This window comes from Burkholderia sp. WTPI3, from assembly GCF_021483755.1.
In the GTDB taxonomy this organism is placed as follows: Bacteria; Pseudomonadota; Gammaproteobacteria; order Burkholderiales; family Burkholderiaceae; genus Burkholderia.
On sequence record NZ_JAGIXF010000007.1, the window covers coordinates 1 to 18,684 of the forward strand.

Genomic DNA, 18,684 nt, shown 5'->3' on the forward strand with positions numbered 1-18,684 from the left:
ATCGGCCAGTTCCTTGCGGCCGTAGCCGACGTTCACGCACCAGAGGCCGGCCATCCCGTCGATCACCTTGTTGCCGTCCGAGTCCCACAGGTAGACGCCGTCGGCCTTCACGATCACGCGGCTGCCCGCGCGGTTCAGCGCACCCATGTCGGAAAACGGGTGGATGTGATGCGCGGCGTCGAGCGCGCGGTATTCGGCGGTCGGCCGAGCGGCGACGGATTCGTTTCGTTCGGTCATGTTCCCTCCGCAAGACGATGCGGCACGCTCATACGTGCAGCAAAAGATGCCTGCGCTCCCACGAACTGATCACGCGGAAGAACGCTTCGTACTCGGTATCCTTCAACGCCAGATACGCCTTCACGAACTTGTCGCCGAGAATGCCGGCGAGCGGCGTGCACGCTGCCATCAGCGAGATGCCCTCCTCCAGATTGCGCGGCAACTGATACGGCAGGTCGTAGCCGTCCGACGCGATCGGCTCGGTGGGTGCGAGGTTCTGCGTGAGGCCGAGATAGCCGGCGGCGAGCGTCGCCGCGAACGCCAGATACGGATTGCAGTCGACACCCGGAATCCGGTTCTCGATGCGCCGCGCGACCGGCGCCGACTGCGGGATGCGAAAACCGACCGTACGGTTGTCGTAGCCCCACTGCACGTTGATCGGCGCGGCCATGAAGCGCGACAGCCGGCGGTACGAGTTGATGTACGGCGCGAAGATCGGCATCAGCGCGGGCGTGTATTTCTGCAGCCCCGCGAGATAGCTGTGGAACATCGGCGACACGGCACCGCCTTCGTCGGCGAACAGGTTATGCCCCGTGCGTGCATCGGCCAGGCTCTGGTGGATATGCATCGCGGAGCCCGGCTCGTTTTCCATCGGCTTGGCCATAAACGTCGCGTACATGTTGTGACGCAGCGCCGCCTCGCGCACCGTGCGCTTGAACAGGAACACCTGGTCGGCCAGCGACAGCGCGTCGCCATGCACGAAATTGATCTCCATCTGCGCGGCGCCGACTTCGTGAATCAGCGTCTCGATATCGAGGCCCTGCATCTCGCAGTATTCGTAGATGTCCTCGAACAGCGGATCGAATTCGTTGACGGCCTCGATCGAATACGACTGGCGGCCGGTTTCCGCACGGCCAGTGCGCCCGATCGGCGGACGCAACGGCAAATCGGGATCGGCGTTCATGTCGACCAGGTAGAACTCGAGCTCGGGCGCGACCACCGGCCTCCAGCCCTTCGCCTTGTACAGATCCAGCACGCGGCGCAGCACGTAGCGCGGCGAGATTTCGACGGGCGAGCCGTCGAAGTGCACGCAATCGTGAATCACCTGCGCGGTCGGATCGACGGCCCACGGGATCAGGCAGATCGTCGACGGATCGGGCACGCACACCATGTCGGGATCGGTCACGCCGGTCAGCGTGCCGTCCTCCGGATAGTCGCCGGTGACGGTCTGCACCATCACGGCCTGCGGCAGGCGCATCGATTCGCCAGACTCGAATTTGTTGCGCGGAATGATCTTGCCGCGCGCGATGCCCGCCATGTCGGGAATGATCGCCTCGACTTCCGTGATGCGGTGCTGACGCAGGAACTCGCTCAGTTCGGGTTGCATGATCGGCCTCGTTCAGTCGATGTCGGATGCGGCCGGCGACGGCATGGCGCCGCCTGCCGCATGAATGCGATGCGTCATGCGCGCGCGGCACGCCGCACCGAATGCCGCGAAGATGTCGCGCGACAGCGGTTGCTCCGCGAAACGCCATTCGGGATGCCACTGCACGCCGAGCACGAACGCGCGCGCGCCGCGCACGCTGACGGCCTCGATCAGGCCATCGGGGGCGCTCGCCTCGATCGCGAGGCCCGCACCGAGCCGCGCGATGCCCTGGTCGTGCAGCGAATTGACCATCGCGTCGTGCGCACCGCGCGCCACGCGTTGCAACAGCCCGCCCGGCGCAAGCTGCACACGGTGTGCGGGGCCGTACTGCCGCTCGAGGGGGGCGCCCATGCCCTCGCGGTGATCGTCGAAACCCGGGCTCGCATGCAGCCGCTGATGCAGCGTGCCGCCATAGGCGACGTTCAGCTCCTGCATGCCGCGGCAGATCGCGAGCACGGGCACGCCCGCGTCGATCGACGCGCGGATAAGCGGCAACGCGGTCGCATCGCGCGCGGGATCGTGCAGCGTGTCGGGCGTGCTGGCCGGACCGCCGTAATGATGCGGCTCGACGTTCGAATAGCTGCCGGTCAGCAGCAGCCCGTCGATCGACGCGACGATCGCATCGGCGGGCTGCCGCGCGCCGAGCGCGGGCAGCACGAACGCCAGCGCGCCGGCGCCGTCGACGAGCGCGACGAGGTACTTCTCGCCTGCCGTGTGGTTCGGATGGGCGCCGCGCATGATGCGATCGGCGGTGACGGCTACGATCGGGCGCGCGCGCATCGTCGCCTCCGCGGTAAGCGCGCGACGTATGCCTGCGCGCAGGACGAGGAAAACCCGCGCCGGCGCGGCACGCGCCCATGCGCGATGCTGCCGTGCGATCGGTACGGCAACGTGCGGTGCGGCCCGAAGCGCAAGCGTGAAACGACGCTAGGGTAACAACGACGCGCTGCCGTCGCACTGCACGGCACTGAACACGTACGCGGTCACGAGGTTGAAGCGGCGCAGGCCGCGATGGAACACAGCGAAGAAACGAGGCTCGCATGGAAGGGCGGTGCGCGTGCCGCGATCTGCAGGCCGGATGGGCCCGGCTTGATGCGGCGCGCCCGCCGACGGACTTCGGGTCCGACGTATCGTAGGGCTGGCGGCTTTCACGATCGTACTCGACTGACTGATGAAGGCAGGACACGTGTCGCGATGAAACGGGAGCGGCAATGCCGCACGGCGACACGTCGGCAAGATGTCTCGCAACGGATTCCGGCACGGTACGGCGATGATCGACGCCGTCTGCACCAGTGTGTGCGCGACGACTTCCTGACATTCAGCTTATATCACCTGAAAATTGCGTCAAATTTTCAGGTGTCGAATCCGACATCGATCAGACGAAAAAAAACGGCATCGACCGGGCGGGTCGATGCCGTTTTGTGCGCTGCGTCGGCGCGTGCAGCCTGCGCCGGCGGGACACGCCGCGAGGCTGCCTCGCGCCGCCGCACGCGTGCCGATGGCTCAACGATGCGCGAGCGCGGTTTCGACGAGCGTCTGCAGCAGCGGCACGATTTGCGCGGCGCGCGCTTCGTCGTATGTGTACGGACGCACCTCTTCCATGTACGTGATCTGCGACAGTTCGAGCTGCACGGCTTCGACGCCGGTCTCGGGCACGCCGTAGTGACGCGTGATGTAGCCGCCCTTGAAGCGCCCGTTCGCGACGGCCGTATAGCCGCCATGCGCGCTCACGCACGCAGCCAGCGCCTCGGCCAGGCCGGGCGCCGCGCTCGCGCCGCTCGACGTGCCGAAGTTGAAGTCCGGCAGGCGCCCGTCGAAGAAACGCGGCACATGCGAGCGGATCGAATGCGCTTCCCACACGAGCACGCGCCCGTACTCGCGCTTCAGGCGCGCGATCTCGCCTTGCAGCGCGTCGTGATACGGACGCCAGTAGCGATCGCGACGGCGCATGATCTCGTCGTTGCCGGGCAGCGCGTTCGCCAGATACAGCGGCACCTTGTCGAACGTGTCGACCGGCACGAGCCCGGTCGTGTCCTGCCCCGGATACAGGTTCTCGTTGTCGGGCGGACGGTTCAGGTCGACGACGTAACGCGCGTGCGACGGCACGAGGATCGATGCGCCGAGCTTCGCCGCGAACCCGTACAGCCGCTCGAGATGCCAGTCGCAATCGTCGACGAAGCGCGCGTCGGGCGTCATCGTCGCGGCAATGTCGTCGGGAATATGCGTGCCAGCGTGCGGAATCGAGATCAGCAGCGGCAGCGTGCCCTGCTTCAGCGTGAATACAGCCGGTTGTTCAGTCATGTCGCTTCACCGTAAAAGTCTGCCGGCGCACGCGGACGGCGTACGCCGGATGTTGCACGTTCAGCGCAGCAGTTGCGCCAGCGCGGCGCGATAGTCGGCGTACGCAACGGCTTCGTCGCGATGGCGGCGGCCGCTCACGACGCACTCGCCGCCCGTGTAGACGTCGCGCACCGGCGTGTCGCCGTGCTCGGCGAACACCGCGCCCGACAACCAGGACGCGCTGTCGTGTTCGGCGATCGCCGGATGATCGGGATCGAGCACGAGCCAGTCGGCGCGAGCGCCTTCGCGCAGCGCGCCGATGCGCCGCCCGCTTGCCTGCGCACCGCCCGCGAGCGACGCATCGAACAGACGGTCAGCGACATGCGCCTGCGTGTCGCTCGCCAGCACGTTGCGCGCGCGATGCACGAGCCGCTGCCCGTATTCGAGCAGGCGCAGCTCCGAGCGCCAATCAACCGACGCATGGCTGTCGGAACCGACGCCGATCACGCCGCCCTGTGCGAGATAGTCGACGGCCGGGAACACGCCGTCGCCGAGGTTCGCTTCGGTCGTCAGGCACAGGCCCGCCACCGCACGGCGCTTCGCGAGCGCCGCCGTTTCGGCCGCATCGACGTGCGTCGCGTGCACGAGGCACCAGCGCGCATCGACGTCGAAGCGATCGAGCAGCCATTGCACGGGACGTGCGCCGTAGGCGCGCACGCAGTCGTCCACTTCGGCCGTCTGCTCGGCGATATGGATGTGCACCGGCGCGTCGTCGGGCAAGCCTTCGAGCAGCGCGCGCAGCCCGTTCTGGGACACCGCGCGCAGCGAGTGCGGCGCGACGCCGTAGCGCAGCCCGCCATGCTCGGGCGCGACTCGGCGCATCGCATCGAGCAGCTCGAGCAGCCCGTCCGGCGTGTTAATGAAGCGGCGCTGGTCGTCACGCGGCGGCTTGTTGCCGAAGCCGGCGAACTGGTACGACACCGGCAGCATCGTGATGCCGATGCCGGCCGAGCGCGCCGCGTCGATCACGCGCGTGCCGAGTTCCGCGATCTGCGGATAGCGCGAGCCGTCCTGCGTGTGGTGCACGTAGTGGAACTCGCACACCGACGTGTAGCCGCACTTGAGCATCTCGACGTACAGCCAGCGCGCGATCGCCGCGAGTGCATCGGGCGTGATCTTCAGCGCGAAGCGGTACATCAGGTCGCGCCAGCTCCAGAAACTGTCGGCGGGATTCGCGCGGTATTCGGTGAGCCCCGCCATCGCGCGCTGGAACGCGTGCGAATGCAGGTTCGGCATGCCGGGCAGCACCGGCCCGGCCGCGCGCGCGACGCCTGCCGGCGCGTCGGTGTCGGGCGTCACGCCGGTCAGCGTGCCGGCCGCGTCCCAGCGCAGCAGCACGTTGCGGCGCCAGCCATCGGGAAGGTATGCGTGATCCGCGAACAACGTCATTTCGGTCATCGTCAGTCTCGATTCGTCCAGGGCTAGCCGTTCGTTCGGCGAAACACGGTCGTACCGCCGCGCACGACCTGCTCGCACAGCGGTCGGCCGATCCAGTAAGCGAGCTCCGACAGCGAGCCGGCCGACCAGACCGCGAAGTCTGCCTGGCGACCGGCTTCGAGCACGCCATGGCGATCCGCGCGGCCGAGCGCCGCGGCCGCATGGCCCGTCACGCCCTGCAGTACCTCGGGCACCGTCATGCGGAACAGCGTGCAGCCCATGTTCATCGTCAGCAGCAGCGATTCGAGCGGTGACGTGCCGGGATTGTGATCGGTCGCGAGCGCGATCGGCACACCGTGCTTGCGCAGCAGGTCGATCGGCGGCAATTGCGTTTCGCGGATGAAGTAGTACGCGCCGGGCAACAGCACGGCGACCGTGCCGGCCGCCTTCATGGCCTCGATGCCGGCTTCGTCGAGAAATTCAAGGTGATCGGCGGACAGCGCGCGGTAACGCGCGGCCAGTGCGGTGCCACCCGCGTTCGACAGCTGTTCCGCATGCAGCTTCACCGGCAAGCCGCGCCGCGTCGCGGCCTCGAATACGCGCTCGGTTTGCGCGAGCGAAAAGCCGATGCGTTCGCAGAACACGTCGACCGCGTCGACGAGCCCTTCGTCGGCCAGCGCCGGCAGCATGCGTTCGCACACTTCGTCGATGTATTCGTCCGCGCGGCCCGCATATTCCGGCGGCAGCGCGTGCGCGCCGAGGAACGTGGTGTAGACCGCGACCGGGAAGCGCTCGCCCAGCTGGCGCGCGACGCGCAGCATCTTGCGTTCGCTCGCGAGGTCGAGCCCGTAGCCCGACTTGATCTCGATCGCGGTCACGCCTTCGGCGAGCAGCGGCTGCAGGCGTGCGGCGGCCTGCACGAACAGCGTCGTCTCGTCGGCCGCGCGCGTCGCGCGCACCGTCGATACGATCCCGCCGCCCTGCCGCGCGATCTCCTCGTAGCTGACGCCCGCGAGGCGCTGCGCGAACTCGTCGGCGCGCGTGCCGCCGTACACGAGGTGCGTGTGGCAGTCGACGAGGCCCGGCGTCACCCACGCGCCGTGCAAATCCTCGCGCTGCCAGTGCGCATAACCGTGCGGCAGCGCGGAGAGCGCACCGAGCCACGCGATCGTACCGGTTTCGTCGACGGCCATCGCCGCGTCGTCGATCGTCTCGTCGGGATGGCCGTGCGGACACAGCCTCAGGTGATGCCAGACAGTCGGTTTCATGCGTTCAGTCTCGTTCGCCGACGGTGAGCGACACGACGAGCAGCGCGCCGCCTCCGCTCACGACGACGTCAAGCGCACGCCGCGGCTCGTCGAGCCGCAGCGTGTCCATTTCTTGCAGCGCGTAGTGCGCGCCGTCGATCTCGACGCCGACCGCACCGGTCGCGCAAAACAGCAGCACGGTATCGGCACGCTCGACACGGTGTGTGCCTTCGGGCCACACGTCGACCGACCCGCGCGCAGCCGAACGGCGCGTCATCAGGTTGAAGTCGCGCGTCGCGCCGTCGTGCAGCGTCGCGTCGATCGCCGCTTCGCCCGCGAAATCCGCGCGCGCGAGCGGCACGTCGAGCACGTGCTTCACACCGCCCGCTTCCGCGAGCGTCATGCCCGCGCCGGACAGCAGCACGAGCGTGCGGTCGATGCCGTCGAAACGCGAGAACGGCCCGGCCGCGCCGACGTCAGCGACGCTCACGCGCCATGCGAACGTATCGAGCGCGGCGCCCGGTGGGAACGCGCCGATTTCGCGCGTCACGCCGCCGCCGTTCTTCCACGGCGACGCGACGAGATCCGCCGCGCGGATCATCGTCGCGTTCACCGGCGCCTGGTCGAGCGCCGTCATGCTCAGCGGCCGAGCATCGGCAACTTCAGGCCGGCTTCGCGGGCCGTCTGCTGCGCGAGTTCGTAGCCGGCATCCGCATGGCGCATCACGCCCGTCGCCGGATCGTTCAGCAGCACGCGACCGAGACGCTCGTGCGCATCGGCGGTGCCATCGGCGACGATCACGACGCCCGAGTGCTGCGAAAAGCCCATGCCGACGCCGCCGCCATGGTGCAGCGACACCCACGATGCGCCGCCTGCGGTGTTCAGCAGTGCGTTCAGCAGCGGCCAGTCGCTCACGGCGTCCGAACCGTCCTTCATCGATTCCGTCTCGCGGTTCGGGCTCGCGACCGAACCCGTGTCGAGGTGGTCGCGGCCGATCACGATCGGGGCCTTCAGTTCGCCGTTCTTCACCATCTCGTTGAACGCCTGGCCGAGGCGATAGCGATCCTTCACGCCAACCCAGCAGATGCGTGCCGGCAGGCCCTGGAACGCGATGCGCTCGCGTGCCATGTCGAGCCAGTTGTGCAGGTGCGGATCGTCGGGGATCAGCTCCTTCACCTTCTGGTCGGTCTTGTAGATGTCTTCCGGATCGCCCGACAGCGCGACCCAGCGGAACGGACCCTTGCCTTCGCAGAACAGCGGGCGGATGTACGCCGGCACGAAGCCCGGGAAGTCGAACGCGTTCTCGACGCCCATTTCCAGCGCCATCTGGCGGATGTTGTTGCCGTAGTCGAGCGTCGCCGCGCCACGCTCCTGCAGATCCAGCATCGCCTGCACCTGGACGGCCATCGACTGCTTCGCGACCTTCACGATGCTCTGCGGATCGACCTTCTGCGCCTCGCGCCATTGCGCGACGGTCCAGCCTTGCGGCAGGTAGCCGTTGATCGGGTCGTGCGCGCTCGTCTGGTCGGTCACGCAATCCGGCGTGATGCCGCGCTTGACGAGTTCCGGGAACACGTCGGCCGCGTTGCCGAGCAGACCGACCGACACCGGCTTGCCGGTGCGCTTCGCTTCCTCGATCATGCCGAGCGCCTCGTCGAGCGTCGTCGCCTTCTTGTCGACGTAGCGCGTCTTCAGACGGAAGTCGATGCGCGTCTCGTCGCATTCGACCGCGATCATCGAGAAGCCGGCCATCGTCGCTGCCAGCGGCTGCGCGCCGCCCATGCCGCCGAGACCGCCCGTCAGGATCCAGCGGCCGGACGGATCGCCGTTGAAGTGCTGGTTCGCGACCGAGAAGAACGTTTCATAGGTGCCCTGCACGATGCCCTGGCTACCGATGTAGATCCAGCTGCCGGCCGTCATCTGACCGTACATCATCAGGCCCTTGCGGTCGAGTTCGTGGAAGTGATCCCAGGTCGCCCAGTGCGGCACGAGGTTCGAGTTCGCGAGCAGCACGCGCGGCGCATCCTTGTGCGTGCGGAACACGCCGACCGGCTTGCCCGACTGAATCAGCAGCGTTTCGTTCTCTTCGAGATCCTTCAGCGACGCGAGGATCTGGTCGTAGCACTCCCAGTTGCGCGCCGCGCGGCCGATCCCGCCGTACACGACGAGTGCGTGCGGGTGCTCTGCGACTTCCGCGTCGAGGTTGTTCTGGATCATCCGGTAGGCCGCTTCGGCCAGCCAGGTCTTGCAGACCTTCTCGCTGCCGCGCGGTGCGCGGATCGTGCGCGTCGGATCGAGACGGGGATCGATGTGTTTCGGATGGTTCATGACGACTGCTCCCGAGGGAAAGTGAATATCAATAAGGAATCAGAAATGCCCGGTGAAGCGATAACGGCTGCCGGGATGCCACAAATTCGCCACCGAGGCGACGACGCCCTGCGACCAGGTACGCCGATGTAAAACCAGACACGGTTCGACGTCGTCCATCCGCAACTGCTCGCGCCGCTCGGGCGCCGGAGCCGCCGCTTCGATCCGGTACTCGACGCGCTGCAGCGGTGCCGCGCGCATCAGGTACAGGTTCGGCGTCGTATTCGTGAAATCCTGCTCGGCATAATCCGGCGCGACCGCCGGATTCACCCACCGTTCTTCGAGCTGGACGGGTTCGTCGTTCTCGAAGTGCAACACCTGCGAATGAAACAGCTTCGCGCGCACGGCCACCTGCATCTCGTCGGCGAGCGCCTCGTCGGCGCGGATCGTCTCGAGGCCCAGCACGCTGGCGTGATACGCATGCCCGCGCGCGCCGACCTCCTCCGAAATGCTGCGGATCGCAACCAGCGTCGACTCGTACTTCGGCCGCGCGACGTAGGTGCCGGCGCCCTTCATGCGCGTCAGCACCTGCTCGGCCGTCAACTCGCGCAACGCGCGGTTGACGGTCATGCGCGCGACCTTGAACTCGCGGGCCAGTTCGTTCTCGGAGGGCACCTGGTCGCCCTCCGCCCACTCGCCGGCGTGAATGCGGCCCAGGATGAAATCCTTGATCTCCTGGTAGACCGGCGCACTCATGGGCTTACTGTTCCGATGCGAACGAGAACGGCGCGACCTTCGCGAACGCGCGCTCGCCGACGAGCTTCGCGATCGCGGCGATGTCCGGTGCGAAGTAGTGGTCGAGTTCGTAGTGCGCAACCTTGCCGCGGATCGTCTCCATCACCGGCGCGAGCTTCGGGCTCGTGTGATATGGCGCGCGCAGGTCGACACCCTGGGCCGCGGCCAGCAGTTCGATCGCGAGGATGTGCTTCGTGTTGTCCGCGATGTCGGCGAGCTTGCGCGCGGCGAACGTCGCCATCGACACGTGGTCTTCCTGGTTCGCCGAGGTCGGCAGCGAGTCGACCGAGGCGGGATGGGCGAGCGTCTTGTTTTCCGATGCCAGTGCGGCAGCCGTCACGTGGGCGATCATGAAGCCCGAGTTCACGCCGCCGTCCTTCACGAGGAACGGGGGCAGGCCCGACAGCGTCGCATCGATCAGCAGCGCGATGCGGCGTTCGGCCAGCGCGCCGATTTCCGAGGCGGCGAGCGCGAGGTTGTCGGCCGCGAACGCAACGGGTTCAGCGTGGAAGTTGCCGCCCGACAGCACTTCGCCGGTATCCGGGAAGATCAGCGGGTTGTCCGACACGGCGTTCGCTTCGACGAGCAGCACGGCGGCCGCGTGACGCATCTGGTCCAGACACGCCCCCATCACCTGCGGCTGGCAGCGCAGGCTGTACGGATCCTGCACCTTGTCGCAGTCGCGATGCGACTGGTTGATCGGCGAGCCTTCGAGCAGGTCGCGGTACGCCGCTGCCGCATCGATCTGGCCTCGATGGCCGCGCAGTTCGTGGATGCGTGCGTCGAACGGCTTCACCGAGCCGGCTGCCGCGTCGACCGACAGCGCACCGGCGACGAGCGCGGTGCGGTACAGGTCTTCAATCGCGAACATGTTGTCGAGCGCCAGTGCGGTCGATGCCTGCGTGCCGTTCAGCAGCGCGAGGCCTTCCTTCGCCTGCAGCGTCAGCGGCGCGAGGCCAGCGACACGCAGACCGTCGAGCGCGCTGGCGCGCTCGCCGCGGATGAACACTTCACCGACGCCGAGCAGCACGGCCGACATGTGCGCGAGCGGCGCGAGATCGCCCGATGCGCCGACCGAGCCCTTCACCGGGATCAGCGGCAGCACGTCGGCGTTGAACAGCGTGATCAGCGCGTCCATCACTTCGCGACGGATACCCGAGTGGCCGCGGCCGAGGCTCGACAGCTTCAGCGCCATCAGCAGGCGCACCGACGAGCGCGCCATCGGCTCGCCCACGCCGACGGCGTGGGACAGCACCAGGTTCTTCTGCAGCAGCTCGAGCTGGTCGTGCGGGATGTGCGTGCTGGCCAGGCGGCCGAAGCCCGTGTTGATGCCGTATGCCGGCTCGCCCTTCGCGGCGATGTCGGCGACGGCCTTCGCGCCGGCGTCGATCTTCGCGAAGCTCGCCGGGTCGAGCGTGAGCTGCACGGATTCGCGAGCGATCTTGCGCAGTTGCGGGAGGGTCAGGTGGCCGGGGGTCAACGTAATCATGTGAGCAATCCTGTCTAGACAAGTTCGGGATGGCTTGCAGTTTAGCCATCGGAACTTGTCTAGACAACCCCGTTTTTCACGATTTCGACTTGGGAGTTTCCCTGATGTCCGGCGCGGCCCGCCAGGCCGGCCTGACGCCATTCGCGTTTAACATATGTTGCAATTATTTTGTTTTTGGCAACATACGAATCCTCACTCGCCTGCAATCCGCCTACGGAGACTCGTCATGAACATCCCGCCCCGGTTGACCGCCCTTTTTGGCCGCAGCCTGCTCGTCGCCGCGTGCGCGCTCGCGTGCGGCGCGTCGGTCGCAGCCGAGCCGCTGTCCGGCACGCTGGAAAAGATCCGGCAGAACAACCTGATCTCGATCGGCCATCGCGAGACGTCGGTGCCGTTCTCCTATGTCGACACGAGCGGCAAGGTCATCGGTTTCTCGCAGGACCTGTGCGATCGCGTGATCGCCGCCGTGAAGGCGCGCACCGGCAAGCCCGACCTGCAGGTGCGCTTCATCCCGGTCACGTCGCAGAACCGTATCCCGCTCGTGCAGAACGGCACCGTCGATCTCGAATGCGGGGTGACCACCAACCTCGCCGCACGGCACGCCCAGGTCGCGTTCTCGACCACCTTCTTCGTCGCGACCACGCGCCTGCTCACACGCACGAATTCGGGCATCCGCGACTTCCCCGATCTCGCCGGCAAGACGGTCGCGACGAACCAGGGCACGACGTCCGAGCGCCTGCTGCGCAAGATGAACGAGGAAAAGAAGATGAACATGCAGATCATCAGCGCGAAGGATTACGGCGAAGGACGCCTCACGCTCGAATCGGGCCGCGCGGCCGCTTACATGATGGACGACGTGCTGCTCGCCGGGGTGCGCCAGCTCGCGGCGAAACCGGCCGACTGGGCGATCGTCGGCACGCCGCAATCGTCGGAAGCGTACGGGTTCATGTTGCGCAAGGACGATCCGCAGTTCAAGGCGCTCGTGGACGGCGCGCTCGTGCAGCTGATGAAGAGCGGCGAGATCAACGCGCTGTACGACAAGTGGTTCATCAAGCCGGTGCCGCCGAAGGGGCTCGCGTTCGACTTCCCGATGAGCGACGTGATCAAGGCGCGCTATGCGGCGCCGAACGACGCACCGCTCGAGTAACGGCCGCGGGTGGACGGCCGCTCAGCGCGTCCACGCGACGCACGCCGCGTAGCCGGGCGCGGCATCGAGCCAGCCCGCGTCGAACGCGGCCACGCCGGCGGCCGGCGCGGCCGGCTCGACGATCGTCGTCGCCGGTGTCGCCGCATCGCGCGGCGGCACCACCGCGAACGCACGCAGCCCGCCGACGATGCCGGTGCCGAGCGCCTTCAGCAGCGCCTCCTTCGCGGACCACACGCGCATGAACGCGTCCGCGCGGGCAGCGGGCGGCAGACCGTCGAAATACGCGGCCTCGGCGGGAGCGCACACTTCGCTCGTCAGCGCACGCCAGTCGGTCGGCCGGTCGCAGCATTCGATGTCGACGCCGACGCGTGCAGCAGCCGCCCATGCGATCAGCGCATGATCGCCCGCGTGCGATACGTTGAAATCGAGCGACGTGCGATACGCCGGGTCCAGCGACGGACGTCCCGATGCGTCGACGACAATCGCGATGCGGTTCGGCGCAACGCCGAGCGCGGCACCCAGCACGTCGCGCAGCGCGGCACGCGTGCCGGCGCTGCGTACCGCATCCTTGTGCCTGAAGTACCGTCCGGCGCGCGCGCGCTCGGCATCGCTCAGTGCCGCATACGCGGGCGACGCGAGCGGCACGTGCCAATCGAAATCGATGCGCGCGACCTGCACGCCGGCGCGTAACGCGGCCGGCGGCACGTCGAGCATGCGCAGGCGCCACGCGCGGGGCGCGTCGGCAGGGAAACCGGAATCGGACGGAATGGACATCGGCATGCAGCAGCCAGTGGCAGTAGAACGAAACGTCCGATGTTAATCGATCGCGTCGATCGGGAGCCGATGCGGTGCGATCGAGTGCATGCGCGGCGGGACCGTGCATGCCTCCGTCACCGCCCTCACCTTCTTCATCGACGAGCCGCGCACGGCCGCGCGCCGTGCACGCTCACCCGTTCGCGACGACGCCCGGCACGCCGCTTGCCGCCCGGCGCGCACGTTGCGCCGGATGGCGCGCGTGAATGCTGCCCGGCGCGTCGGCCGGCAGCGCGCCGTGCTGCAGCCAGTACAGCGCGACCGGCCACAGCGTGTCGGTGAAGCGGCTGTGGAAGAACGCGAAGTGGCCGATCGCGTCGACGCCGATATCGCGCGGTGCGATCCGCAGGTGCGTGACGTCGCTGCCCGTGTAGTAGCCGACCAGCCGCTCGATCGCATCGACGGTGCCGAACCCGTCGTCGTCGAGACCGATCGCGAGCATCGGCGCCGACAGCCGCGCGAAACGGTCCGGCAACGCCGCGCGGCTCGCGGCGCTTTCGGCGAGCAGGCCGTGCGTGTAGGTATCCTCAAAGCGCGGCTGCGATCGCACCCACGACAGCGCGACGCCGCGCGGCGTATCTTCCATCCAGCCGAGCCGTTTCGCGGGCACGTAGCCGAACACGGCCGCGAGCGCCGGCATCGCGACGTGCCACTTCCACCACATGCGCCGCCGCTCTTCCGGGCGATAGTCGCGCCAGTACGCATATTGCGCGCCGACGGTCACGGCATGACGCACATGCGCGTTCGACGCCGCGAGCCCGAGCACACACCCGCCGATGCTGTGCGCGACGACGTCGAGCGGCTGGCCGGGAAACGCATCGAGCGCGTAGCGCAGCGCGGCCTCGCAATCGAGCCGCCCCCAGTCGAGCCAGTTCGCGCGCAGCTTCGCGAGTTGCGCGGGGCGCGATCCGCCGATCCCGCGATAGTCGTACACGAGCACGTCGCGCCCCTGCGCGAACAGCCACGCCGCGAAGCGGAAGTAATAGTCGCAACGTACCGAGGTCGCGCAATTGACGACCGTCACGGGCCGCGCGGCCCCGCCGCCCCCGCGATGCCGCCACACGTAGCCGCGCAGCGTGTAGCCGTCGGCCGCGCTCAGCCTCACAGGCTCGGGCGGCAACGCACCGGCCACGCGCTCCGTCGGACGCGCGTCCTGCACGGTACCGCCTGCTTCGTTCGAAATCGTCATCCTGTCTCCTGTGCCGCCCCGCATGACCCGGCGCCCGCGATCGTCGGCCAGCCTCCATTGAACTTGACGCGCCCCGCGTTCTCAACCAATCTTGCTGCTCCGTTCGCATGAGCCAAACGCATGTCAACGCCGCTCGTCCGTCTCCCGTCTCTGGACCTCGTGCGCGGCTTCGTCGCCGTCGGCCGCCGCATGAGCATCACGCTCGCCGCGCAGGATCTGTGCGTCACGCAATCGGCGGTCAGCCGCCAGGTGCACGCGCTCGAGGCGCATCTCGGCGTCGCGCTGCTGCAGCGCGGCTATCGCAAGATCGCGTTCACGCCGGAAGGCGAACGGCTGTTCCGCGCCGCGGATGCGGCATTGCTCAACCTGCAGGACACCGTCGCATCGCTCGCCGCCGTGCGCGAGCGTCAGCCCGTCACGATCACCGCCAGCATCGGCGTCACCGCGCTGTGGCTGCTGCCGCGACTCGGGCGCCTGCAGGCGCGCCTGCCCGACATCGACTTGCGTGTCGCCGCGAACGACAAGGTACTCGATTTGCGAGCGGAAGGCATCGACCTGGGGATCCGCTACTGCCCGCGCGACCGCGCGCCGGCCGGCGCACTGCGGCTGTTCGACGAGATCGTGATGCCGGTCGCGCACCCGGCGCTCGCCGCACGGCCCGTCACCGACGCGGCCGCGATCGCCGATCACGTGCTGCTCGAATTCGACGGGCCGCCGCAAACGCAACTGCAGTGGCGCGCGCATCTGCACGCGGCCGGGCTCGGCGATGCGCGCCCGAAGGGCGTGCTGCGCTTCAACCAGTACGACCAGGTGATCCAGGCCGCGATCGCCGGCCAGGGCGTTGCGCTCGGACGGCTCGCGCTCGTCGCGCCGATGCTCGCGGACGGGCGGCTCGCGGTGCTCGGCCCGCACTCGCAGGCAATGTCGGATGCATACGGCTACTGGCTGTTCCGGCATGATCCGGCCCCGCGGCGCGAAGTCGCCGACGTGTGCGACTGGATCGTCGCGGAAGCCGTTGCGTGCGATGCGGCGATGCACGTGTACGACGCGCCGCAGCCATAAGTCGGACGCGATTTTCCGCATCAGGCCGGACGGTGACGCCGGCGCGACTTGCAGGCTGGATCGGTCTCGGCAAGCGATCCGGACGCGCGCCGGTTCCGCCGCCGCCGTCGTCCCGATACGCGCACCTCAGCGGCCCCGCTCCATCCGGCATCGCTGCCAGTCCCGTCGCATTCCCCCCACGCATGCGAACCCGACCGAATGATCGCTTGAGCGACATCGCGACCGGATCGTCTAATCGGATCGAACGCGGCCGTCGCGCCGCACGCATTCATCCGGAGACACGCATGACCCCGATCGAAAAAGACGTCCGGCGCCGCTGGCTGCCGGTGCTCGCCGGCGGCCTGATCATGGGCGCCGCGCTCGGCATCCGCCACGTGCAGGGACTGTTTCTCGCCCCCGTCACGCTCGGCCACGGCTGGTCGCGCGAGGCGTTCGGCCTCGCGCTCGCGCTGCAGAACCTGATCTGGGGAATCGCGCAGCCGTTCACGGGGATGATCGCGGACCGCTTCGGGTCGCTACGCGTGATCGTGGCCGGCATGCTGCTGTACACGGCCGGGCTCGTCATGATGGCGCTGGCGGCATCGACCGGCGCGTTCACGGTCGGCGCGGGGCTCGTGATCGGCATCGCGCTGTCGGGTTCGGCCTTCGCGTCGATCTACGGCGCGCTGAGCCGCCTGTTTCCGCCCGACCAGCGCGGCTGGGCGCTCGGCGTCGCCGGTGCGATCGGCGGGCTCGGCCAGTTCTGCATGGTGCCGGTCGCACAGGTGCTGATCGGCGGCATCGGCTGGCAGCATGCGTTCGTCGCGCTGGCGCTCGTCGCGGCCTTGCTCGCGCCGCTCGCCGCGTTCGTGCACGACCGGCCCGCGCAGACCGCCGGCCATGCGGACAGCCCCGACCAGTCGATCGGCGCGGCCGTGCGCGAAGCGTTCGCGCATCGCGGCTTCTGGCTGCTGAACGCCGGTTTCTTCGCATGCGGATTCCAGCTCGCGTTCATCGCGACCCATCTGCCCGCCTATCTGCTCGATCACGGCCTGCCGGCGCGCCATGCCAGCATCGCGCTCGCGCTGATCGCGCTGACCAACGTGGCCGGCACCTATGCATGCGGCCATCTCGGCGGCCTGTTGCGGCGCAAGTACGTGCTGTCGGTGCTGTATCTCGTGCGCGCGCTGACGATGACCGCGTTCGTCGCGGCGCCGCTGTCGCCCGCGAGCGTCTACGTGTTCGCTGCCGTGATGGGCTTCACGTGGCTCGGCACGGTGCCGCTGACCAACGGCGTGATCTCGCAGGTGTTCGGCGTGCGCTACATCGCGACGCTGTTCGGCTTCGTGTTCTTCGGCCACCAGCTCGGCAGCTTCTTCGGCGTGTGGCTCGGCGCGCTCGTGTACGACGCGACGCATTCGTACCTGCCGCTGTGGATCGGCTCGATCGGGCTCGGCGTGCTGGCGGCGCTGCTGCACCTGCCGATCGACGACGCCCGCGTCGCACGCCCGGCACCGGGCAAGGCCGCATGGGCCTGATCCGCACGGTGCTCGCCGCCGGCGTGCTCGCGTTCGTCGCGTGGTGCGGCGCGACCTACTTCGGTTCGGGTGTCGCGCTTGCGCTGCTCGAGCGCGCGGCGTTCTGCGAGTGACGCGGCGAGCCGTGCCGCCCGCCAAGGACGATCGGCGGCGCAACGCGCCGCTAACGACGCTTCGGCAACGTGGCCAGCGCATCGAGCGCGCGACGGCGCGCGCCGTCGTGATCGACGATCGGCGCCGGATAGTCGACGTCGAGCCGCACGCTAGCCGCCGCGAGCTGCTCCGGCGACGCCGCCCAGGGCGCGTGGATCGCCGCCGCGTCGAGGCCCGCGAGTTCCGGCACCCAGCGGCGCACGTATGCGCCCTGCGGGTCGAACTTCCGGCCCTGCGTCACCGGATTGAAGATGCGGAAATACGGCGCGGCGTCGGCGCCGCAGCCGGCCACCCATTGCCAGTTCGCCGGATTGTTCGCGGGGTCCGCGTCGACGAGCGTGTCGTAAAACCAGCGCTCGCCGGCCCGCCAGTCGATCAGCAGATGCTTGACGAGGAATGACGCGACGACCATCCGCACGCGGTTGTGCATCCAGCCGGTCGTCCACAGCTCGCGCATGCCCGCATCGACGAGCGGATAGCCGGTCAGGCCGCGCTGCCAGGCGCGAAGCGCGGCGGGATCGTCGCGCCACGGCATCGCGTCGAACTGCGCGCGGAAGTTGTCGGTCGCGAGCGCCGGGAAGTGATAGAGCAGCACGTGGCTGAATTCGCGCCAGCCAAGCTCGCTCAGGAATTTCTCGGCGCCGGCCGCGCACGCCGCGCCGCCCGCCTGCGCGGCGCCCTGCACCGCATGCCACACCTGGCGCGGCGACACGTTGCCGAAGCGCAGGTACGGCGACAGCCGGCTCGTCGCGGGCTGGTCGGGCCGATCGCGCGTGTCGGCATAGCCGGCCAGCGACGCGTCCGCGAACGCGTCGAGCCGCGCGTGCGCGCCGCCTTCGTCGGGCGCCGGCCACGCGTCGCGCAGGCCGCCCGCCCAGTCCGGCGCGTATGGACGCAACGCGAGCGCATCGAGCGCCAGCGCACGTTCGCGTACACCGGTCGGCCACGGATGAAACACGATTCGCTCCGGCTCCGGCAGCGGCACCGCCACCGGACGATCGCGCCGCACCGCGCGCCAGTACGCGGTGAACACCTGGAACGGCGTGCCCGCGCCCGTCAGCACTTCCCACGGCTCGTTCAACAGGCTGCCGTTGCTGCTTTCGACATCGAGGCCGCGCGCCTTCAGCAATGCCTTCAACGCCGCATCGGCATCGCGCTGCGGCTGCGCATAGCGGCGGTTCCAGTACACGGCCGCCGCACCCGTGTCGTGCACGACGCGCTCGATCTCGCGCTGCGCATCGCCGCGCAACAGCAGCAGGCGGCCGCCATGACGCGCGAGCGCTGCGTCGAGCGCGGCGAGCGACCCGTGCAGCCACCAGCGCGCCGCACCGCCAGGTACACGCCCCGCGCCTTCGCCCGTATCGTCGACGAACACGCACACGAGCGGCCGGCCCGACGCGACCGCGCGCGTCAGCGCGGGCTGATCGGTCACGCGCAGATCGTCGCGGAACCACACGATCGCCGGGGCAACGAACGACTTGGCTGGCACAGGCACCTCGCGGCAGGAAACGGAAACGTGACCCGTATTGTCGCGGCAGGGTCGGGCGATGTCGATGTCCGGATTGCATGCCTCGCGCGCCCAGGCGCCGCTGACCGACGATGCCAC

At 68.6% G+C, this 18,684-nt stretch carries 17 protein-coding genes; 4 read left to right on the plus strand and 13 right to left on the minus strand.

Annotated features, from left to right (window positions below):
• The 10 genes from J7024_RS05825 to hutH form a co-directional block, all read right to left on the minus strand.
• Positions 1–237 (minus strand): aminotransferase class III-fold pyridoxal phosphate-dependent enzyme (locus tag J7024_RS05825; RefSeq protein WP_234744851.1); only part of this gene is annotated, 237 nt, incomplete at its 3' end.
• A gap of 28 nt (positions 238–265) precedes the next feature.
• Positions 266–1,603, minus strand: coding sequence for a glutamine synthetase family protein (locus tag J7024_RS05830; RefSeq protein ID WP_124830683.1), 1,338 nt, complete (start codon positions 1,601–1,603; stop codon positions 266–268).
• A 12-nt stretch (positions 1,604–1,615) separates the two neighbouring features.
• Positions 1,616–2,422 carry a gamma-glutamyl-gamma-aminobutyrate hydrolase family protein gene (locus tag J7024_RS05835; RefSeq protein WP_175752323.1) on the minus strand — a complete coding sequence of 269 codons (807 nt, stop codon included), beginning with the start codon at positions 2,420–2,422 and terminating at the stop codon, positions 1,616–1,618.
• 723 nt (positions 2,423–3,145) lie between these two features.
• The gene (gene hutG / locus J7024_RS05840) at positions 3,146–3,943 is read right to left on the minus strand and encodes an N-formylglutamate deformylase (RefSeq protein WP_175752321.1); all 798 of its coding nucleotides are present in this window, start codon (positions 3,941–3,943) and stop codon (positions 3,146–3,148) included.
• Positions 3,944–4,003: 60 nt separating this feature from the next.
• On the minus strand, positions 4,004–5,380 hold the full coding sequence (locus J7024_RS05845) for a formimidoylglutamate deiminase (protein ID WP_124830687.1): 1,377 nt from the start codon (positions 5,378–5,380) through the stop codon (positions 4,004–4,006).
• Between the two features lie 23 nt (positions 5,381–5,403).
• On the minus strand, positions 5,404–6,627 hold the full coding sequence (gene hutI / locus J7024_RS05850) for an imidazolonepropionase (RefSeq protein WP_124830688.1): 1,224 nt from the start codon (positions 6,625–6,627) through the stop codon (positions 5,404–5,406).
• Positions 6,628–6,631: 4 nt separating this feature from the next.
• Positions 6,632–7,243 (minus strand): HutD/Ves family protein, encoded by a 612-nt coding sequence (locus J7024_RS05855; protein WP_124830689.1) that lies wholly within the window; start codon positions 7,241–7,243, stop codon positions 6,632–6,634.
• A 2-nt stretch (positions 7,244–7,245) separates the two neighbouring features.
• The gene (gene hutU / locus J7024_RS05860; RefSeq protein WP_124830690.1) at positions 7,246–8,934 is read right to left on the minus strand and encodes a urocanate hydratase; all 1,689 of its coding nucleotides are present in this window, start codon (positions 8,932–8,934) and stop codon (positions 7,246–7,248) included.
• 39 nt (positions 8,935–8,973) lie between these two features.
• On the minus strand, positions 8,974–9,669 hold the full coding sequence (gene hutC / locus J7024_RS05865) for a histidine utilization repressor (RefSeq protein ID WP_124830691.1): 696 nt from the start codon (positions 9,667–9,669) through the stop codon (positions 8,974–8,976).
• A gap of 4 nt (positions 9,670–9,673) precedes the next feature.
• Positions 9,674–11,197 carry a histidine ammonia-lyase gene (gene hutH / locus J7024_RS05870; RefSeq protein ID WP_124830692.1) on the minus strand — a complete coding sequence of 508 codons (1,524 nt, stop codon included), beginning with the start codon at positions 11,195–11,197 and terminating at the stop codon, positions 9,674–9,676.
• Between the two features lie 226 nt (positions 11,198–11,423).
• On the opposite strand from hutH, the gene J7024_RS05875 reads away from it, so the two are divergent.
• Positions 11,424–12,344, plus strand: a complete 921-nt coding sequence (locus J7024_RS05875) for a glutamate/aspartate ABC transporter substrate-binding protein (RefSeq protein WP_124830693.1) — start codon at positions 11,424–11,426, stop codon at positions 12,342–12,344.
• A 21-nt stretch (positions 12,345–12,365) separates the two neighbouring features.
• On the opposite strand, the gene J7024_RS05880 is transcribed toward J7024_RS05875, so the two are convergent.
• Both J7024_RS05880 and J7024_RS05885 read right to left on the minus strand, forming a co-directional pair.
• Positions 12,366–13,118, minus strand: coding sequence for a 4'-phosphopantetheinyl transferase family protein (locus tag J7024_RS05880; protein ID WP_124830694.1), 753 nt, complete (start codon positions 13,116–13,118; stop codon positions 12,366–12,368).
• 172 nt (positions 13,119–13,290) lie between these two features.
• Positions 13,291–14,346 carry an alpha/beta hydrolase family protein gene (locus J7024_RS05885; protein ID WP_124830695.1) on the minus strand — a complete coding sequence of 352 codons (1,056 nt, stop codon included), beginning with the start codon at positions 14,344–14,346 and terminating at the stop codon, positions 13,291–13,293.
• A 120-nt stretch (positions 14,347–14,466) separates the two neighbouring features.
• Between J7024_RS05885 and J7024_RS05890 the strand changes: the two genes are divergently transcribed.
• From J7024_RS05890 to J7024_RS37110, 3 genes are all read left to right on the plus strand, one after another.
• Complete coding sequence (locus J7024_RS05890; protein WP_124830696.1) at positions 14,467–15,408, plus strand: LysR substrate-binding domain-containing protein; 942 nt, start codon at positions 14,467–14,469, stop codon at positions 15,406–15,408.
• Positions 15,409–15,692: 284 nt separating this feature from the next.
• Positions 15,693–16,925 carry an MFS transporter gene (locus tag J7024_RS05895; RefSeq protein ID WP_234744852.1) on the plus strand — a complete coding sequence of 411 codons (1,233 nt, stop codon included), beginning with the start codon at positions 15,693–15,695 and terminating at the stop codon, positions 16,923–16,925.
• On the plus strand, positions 16,916–17,038 hold the full coding sequence (locus tag J7024_RS37110; protein ID WP_260435143.1) for a hypothetical protein: 123 nt from the start codon (positions 16,916–16,918) through the stop codon (positions 17,036–17,038). The genes J7024_RS05895 and J7024_RS37110 overlap by 10 nt, the downstream gene beginning before the upstream one ends.
• A gap of 50 nt (positions 17,039–17,088) precedes the next feature.
• Here J7024_RS37110 and J7024_RS05900 read toward each other — a convergent pair whose 3' ends face one another.
• Complete coding sequence (locus J7024_RS05900) at positions 17,089–18,567, minus strand: cryptochrome/photolyase family protein (RefSeq protein ID WP_124830697.1); 1,479 nt, start codon at positions 18,565–18,567, stop codon at positions 17,089–17,091.
• Positions 18,568–18,684 lie beyond the last annotated feature (117 nt).

Excerpts from the sequence above, each read along its gene's own strand:
- J7024_RS05875 (WP_124830693.1), top strand. The coding sequence starts at position 11,424 with ATGAACATCCCGCCCCGGTTGACCGCCCTTTTTGGCCGCAGCCTGCTC.
- J7024_RS05880 (WP_124830694.1), bottom strand. The coding sequence starts at position 13,118 with ATGTCCATTCCGTCCGATTCCGGTTTCCCTGCCGACGCGCCCCGCGCG.
- J7024_RS05845 (WP_124830687.1), bottom strand. The coding sequence starts at position 5,380 with ATGACCGAAATGACGTTGTTCGCGGATCACGCATACCTTCCCGATGGC.
- J7024_RS05835 (WP_175752323.1), bottom strand. The coding sequence starts at position 2,422 with ATGCGCGCGCGCCCGATCGTAGCCGTCACCGCCGATCGCATCATGCGC.
- hutH (WP_124830692.1), bottom strand. The coding sequence starts at position 11,197 with ATGATTACGTTGACCCCCGGCCACCTGACCCTCCCGCAACTGCGCAAG.
- J7024_RS05855 (WP_124830689.1), bottom strand. The coding sequence starts at position 7,243 with ATGACGGCGCTCGACCAGGCGCCGGTGAACGCGACGATGATCCGCGCG.
- J7024_RS37110 (WP_260435143.1), top strand. The coding sequence starts at position 16,916 with ATGGGCCTGATCCGCACGGTGCTCGCCGCCGGCGTGCTCGCGTTCGTC.
- hutU (WP_124830690.1), bottom strand. The coding sequence starts at position 8,934 with ATGAACCATCCGAAACACATCGATCCCCGTCTCGATCCGACGCGCACG.
- hutG (WP_175752321.1), bottom strand. The coding sequence starts at position 3,943 with ATGACTGAACAACCGGCTGTATTCACGCTGAAGCAGGGCACGCTGCCG.
- J7024_RS05885 (WP_124830695.1), bottom strand. The coding sequence starts at position 14,346 with ATGACGATTTCGAACGAAGCAGGCGGTACCGTGCAGGACGCGCGTCCG.
- hutC (WP_124830691.1), bottom strand. The coding sequence starts at position 9,669 with ATGAGTGCGCCGGTCTACCAGGAGATCAAGGATTTCATCCTGGGCCGC.
- J7024_RS05890 (WP_124830696.1), top strand. The coding sequence starts at position 14,467 with ATGTCAACGCCGCTCGTCCGTCTCCCGTCTCTGGACCTCGTGCGCGGC.
- J7024_RS05830 (WP_124830683.1), bottom strand. The coding sequence starts at position 1,603 with ATGCAACCCGAACTGAGCGAGTTCCTGCGTCAGCACCGCATCACGGAA.
- J7024_RS05895 (WP_234744852.1), top strand. The coding sequence starts at position 15,693 with ATGACCCCGATCGAAAAAGACGTCCGGCGCCGCTGGCTGCCGGTGCTC.
- hutI (WP_124830688.1), bottom strand. The coding sequence starts at position 6,627 with ATGAAACCGACTGTCTGGCATCACCTGAGGCTGTGTCCGCACGGCCAT.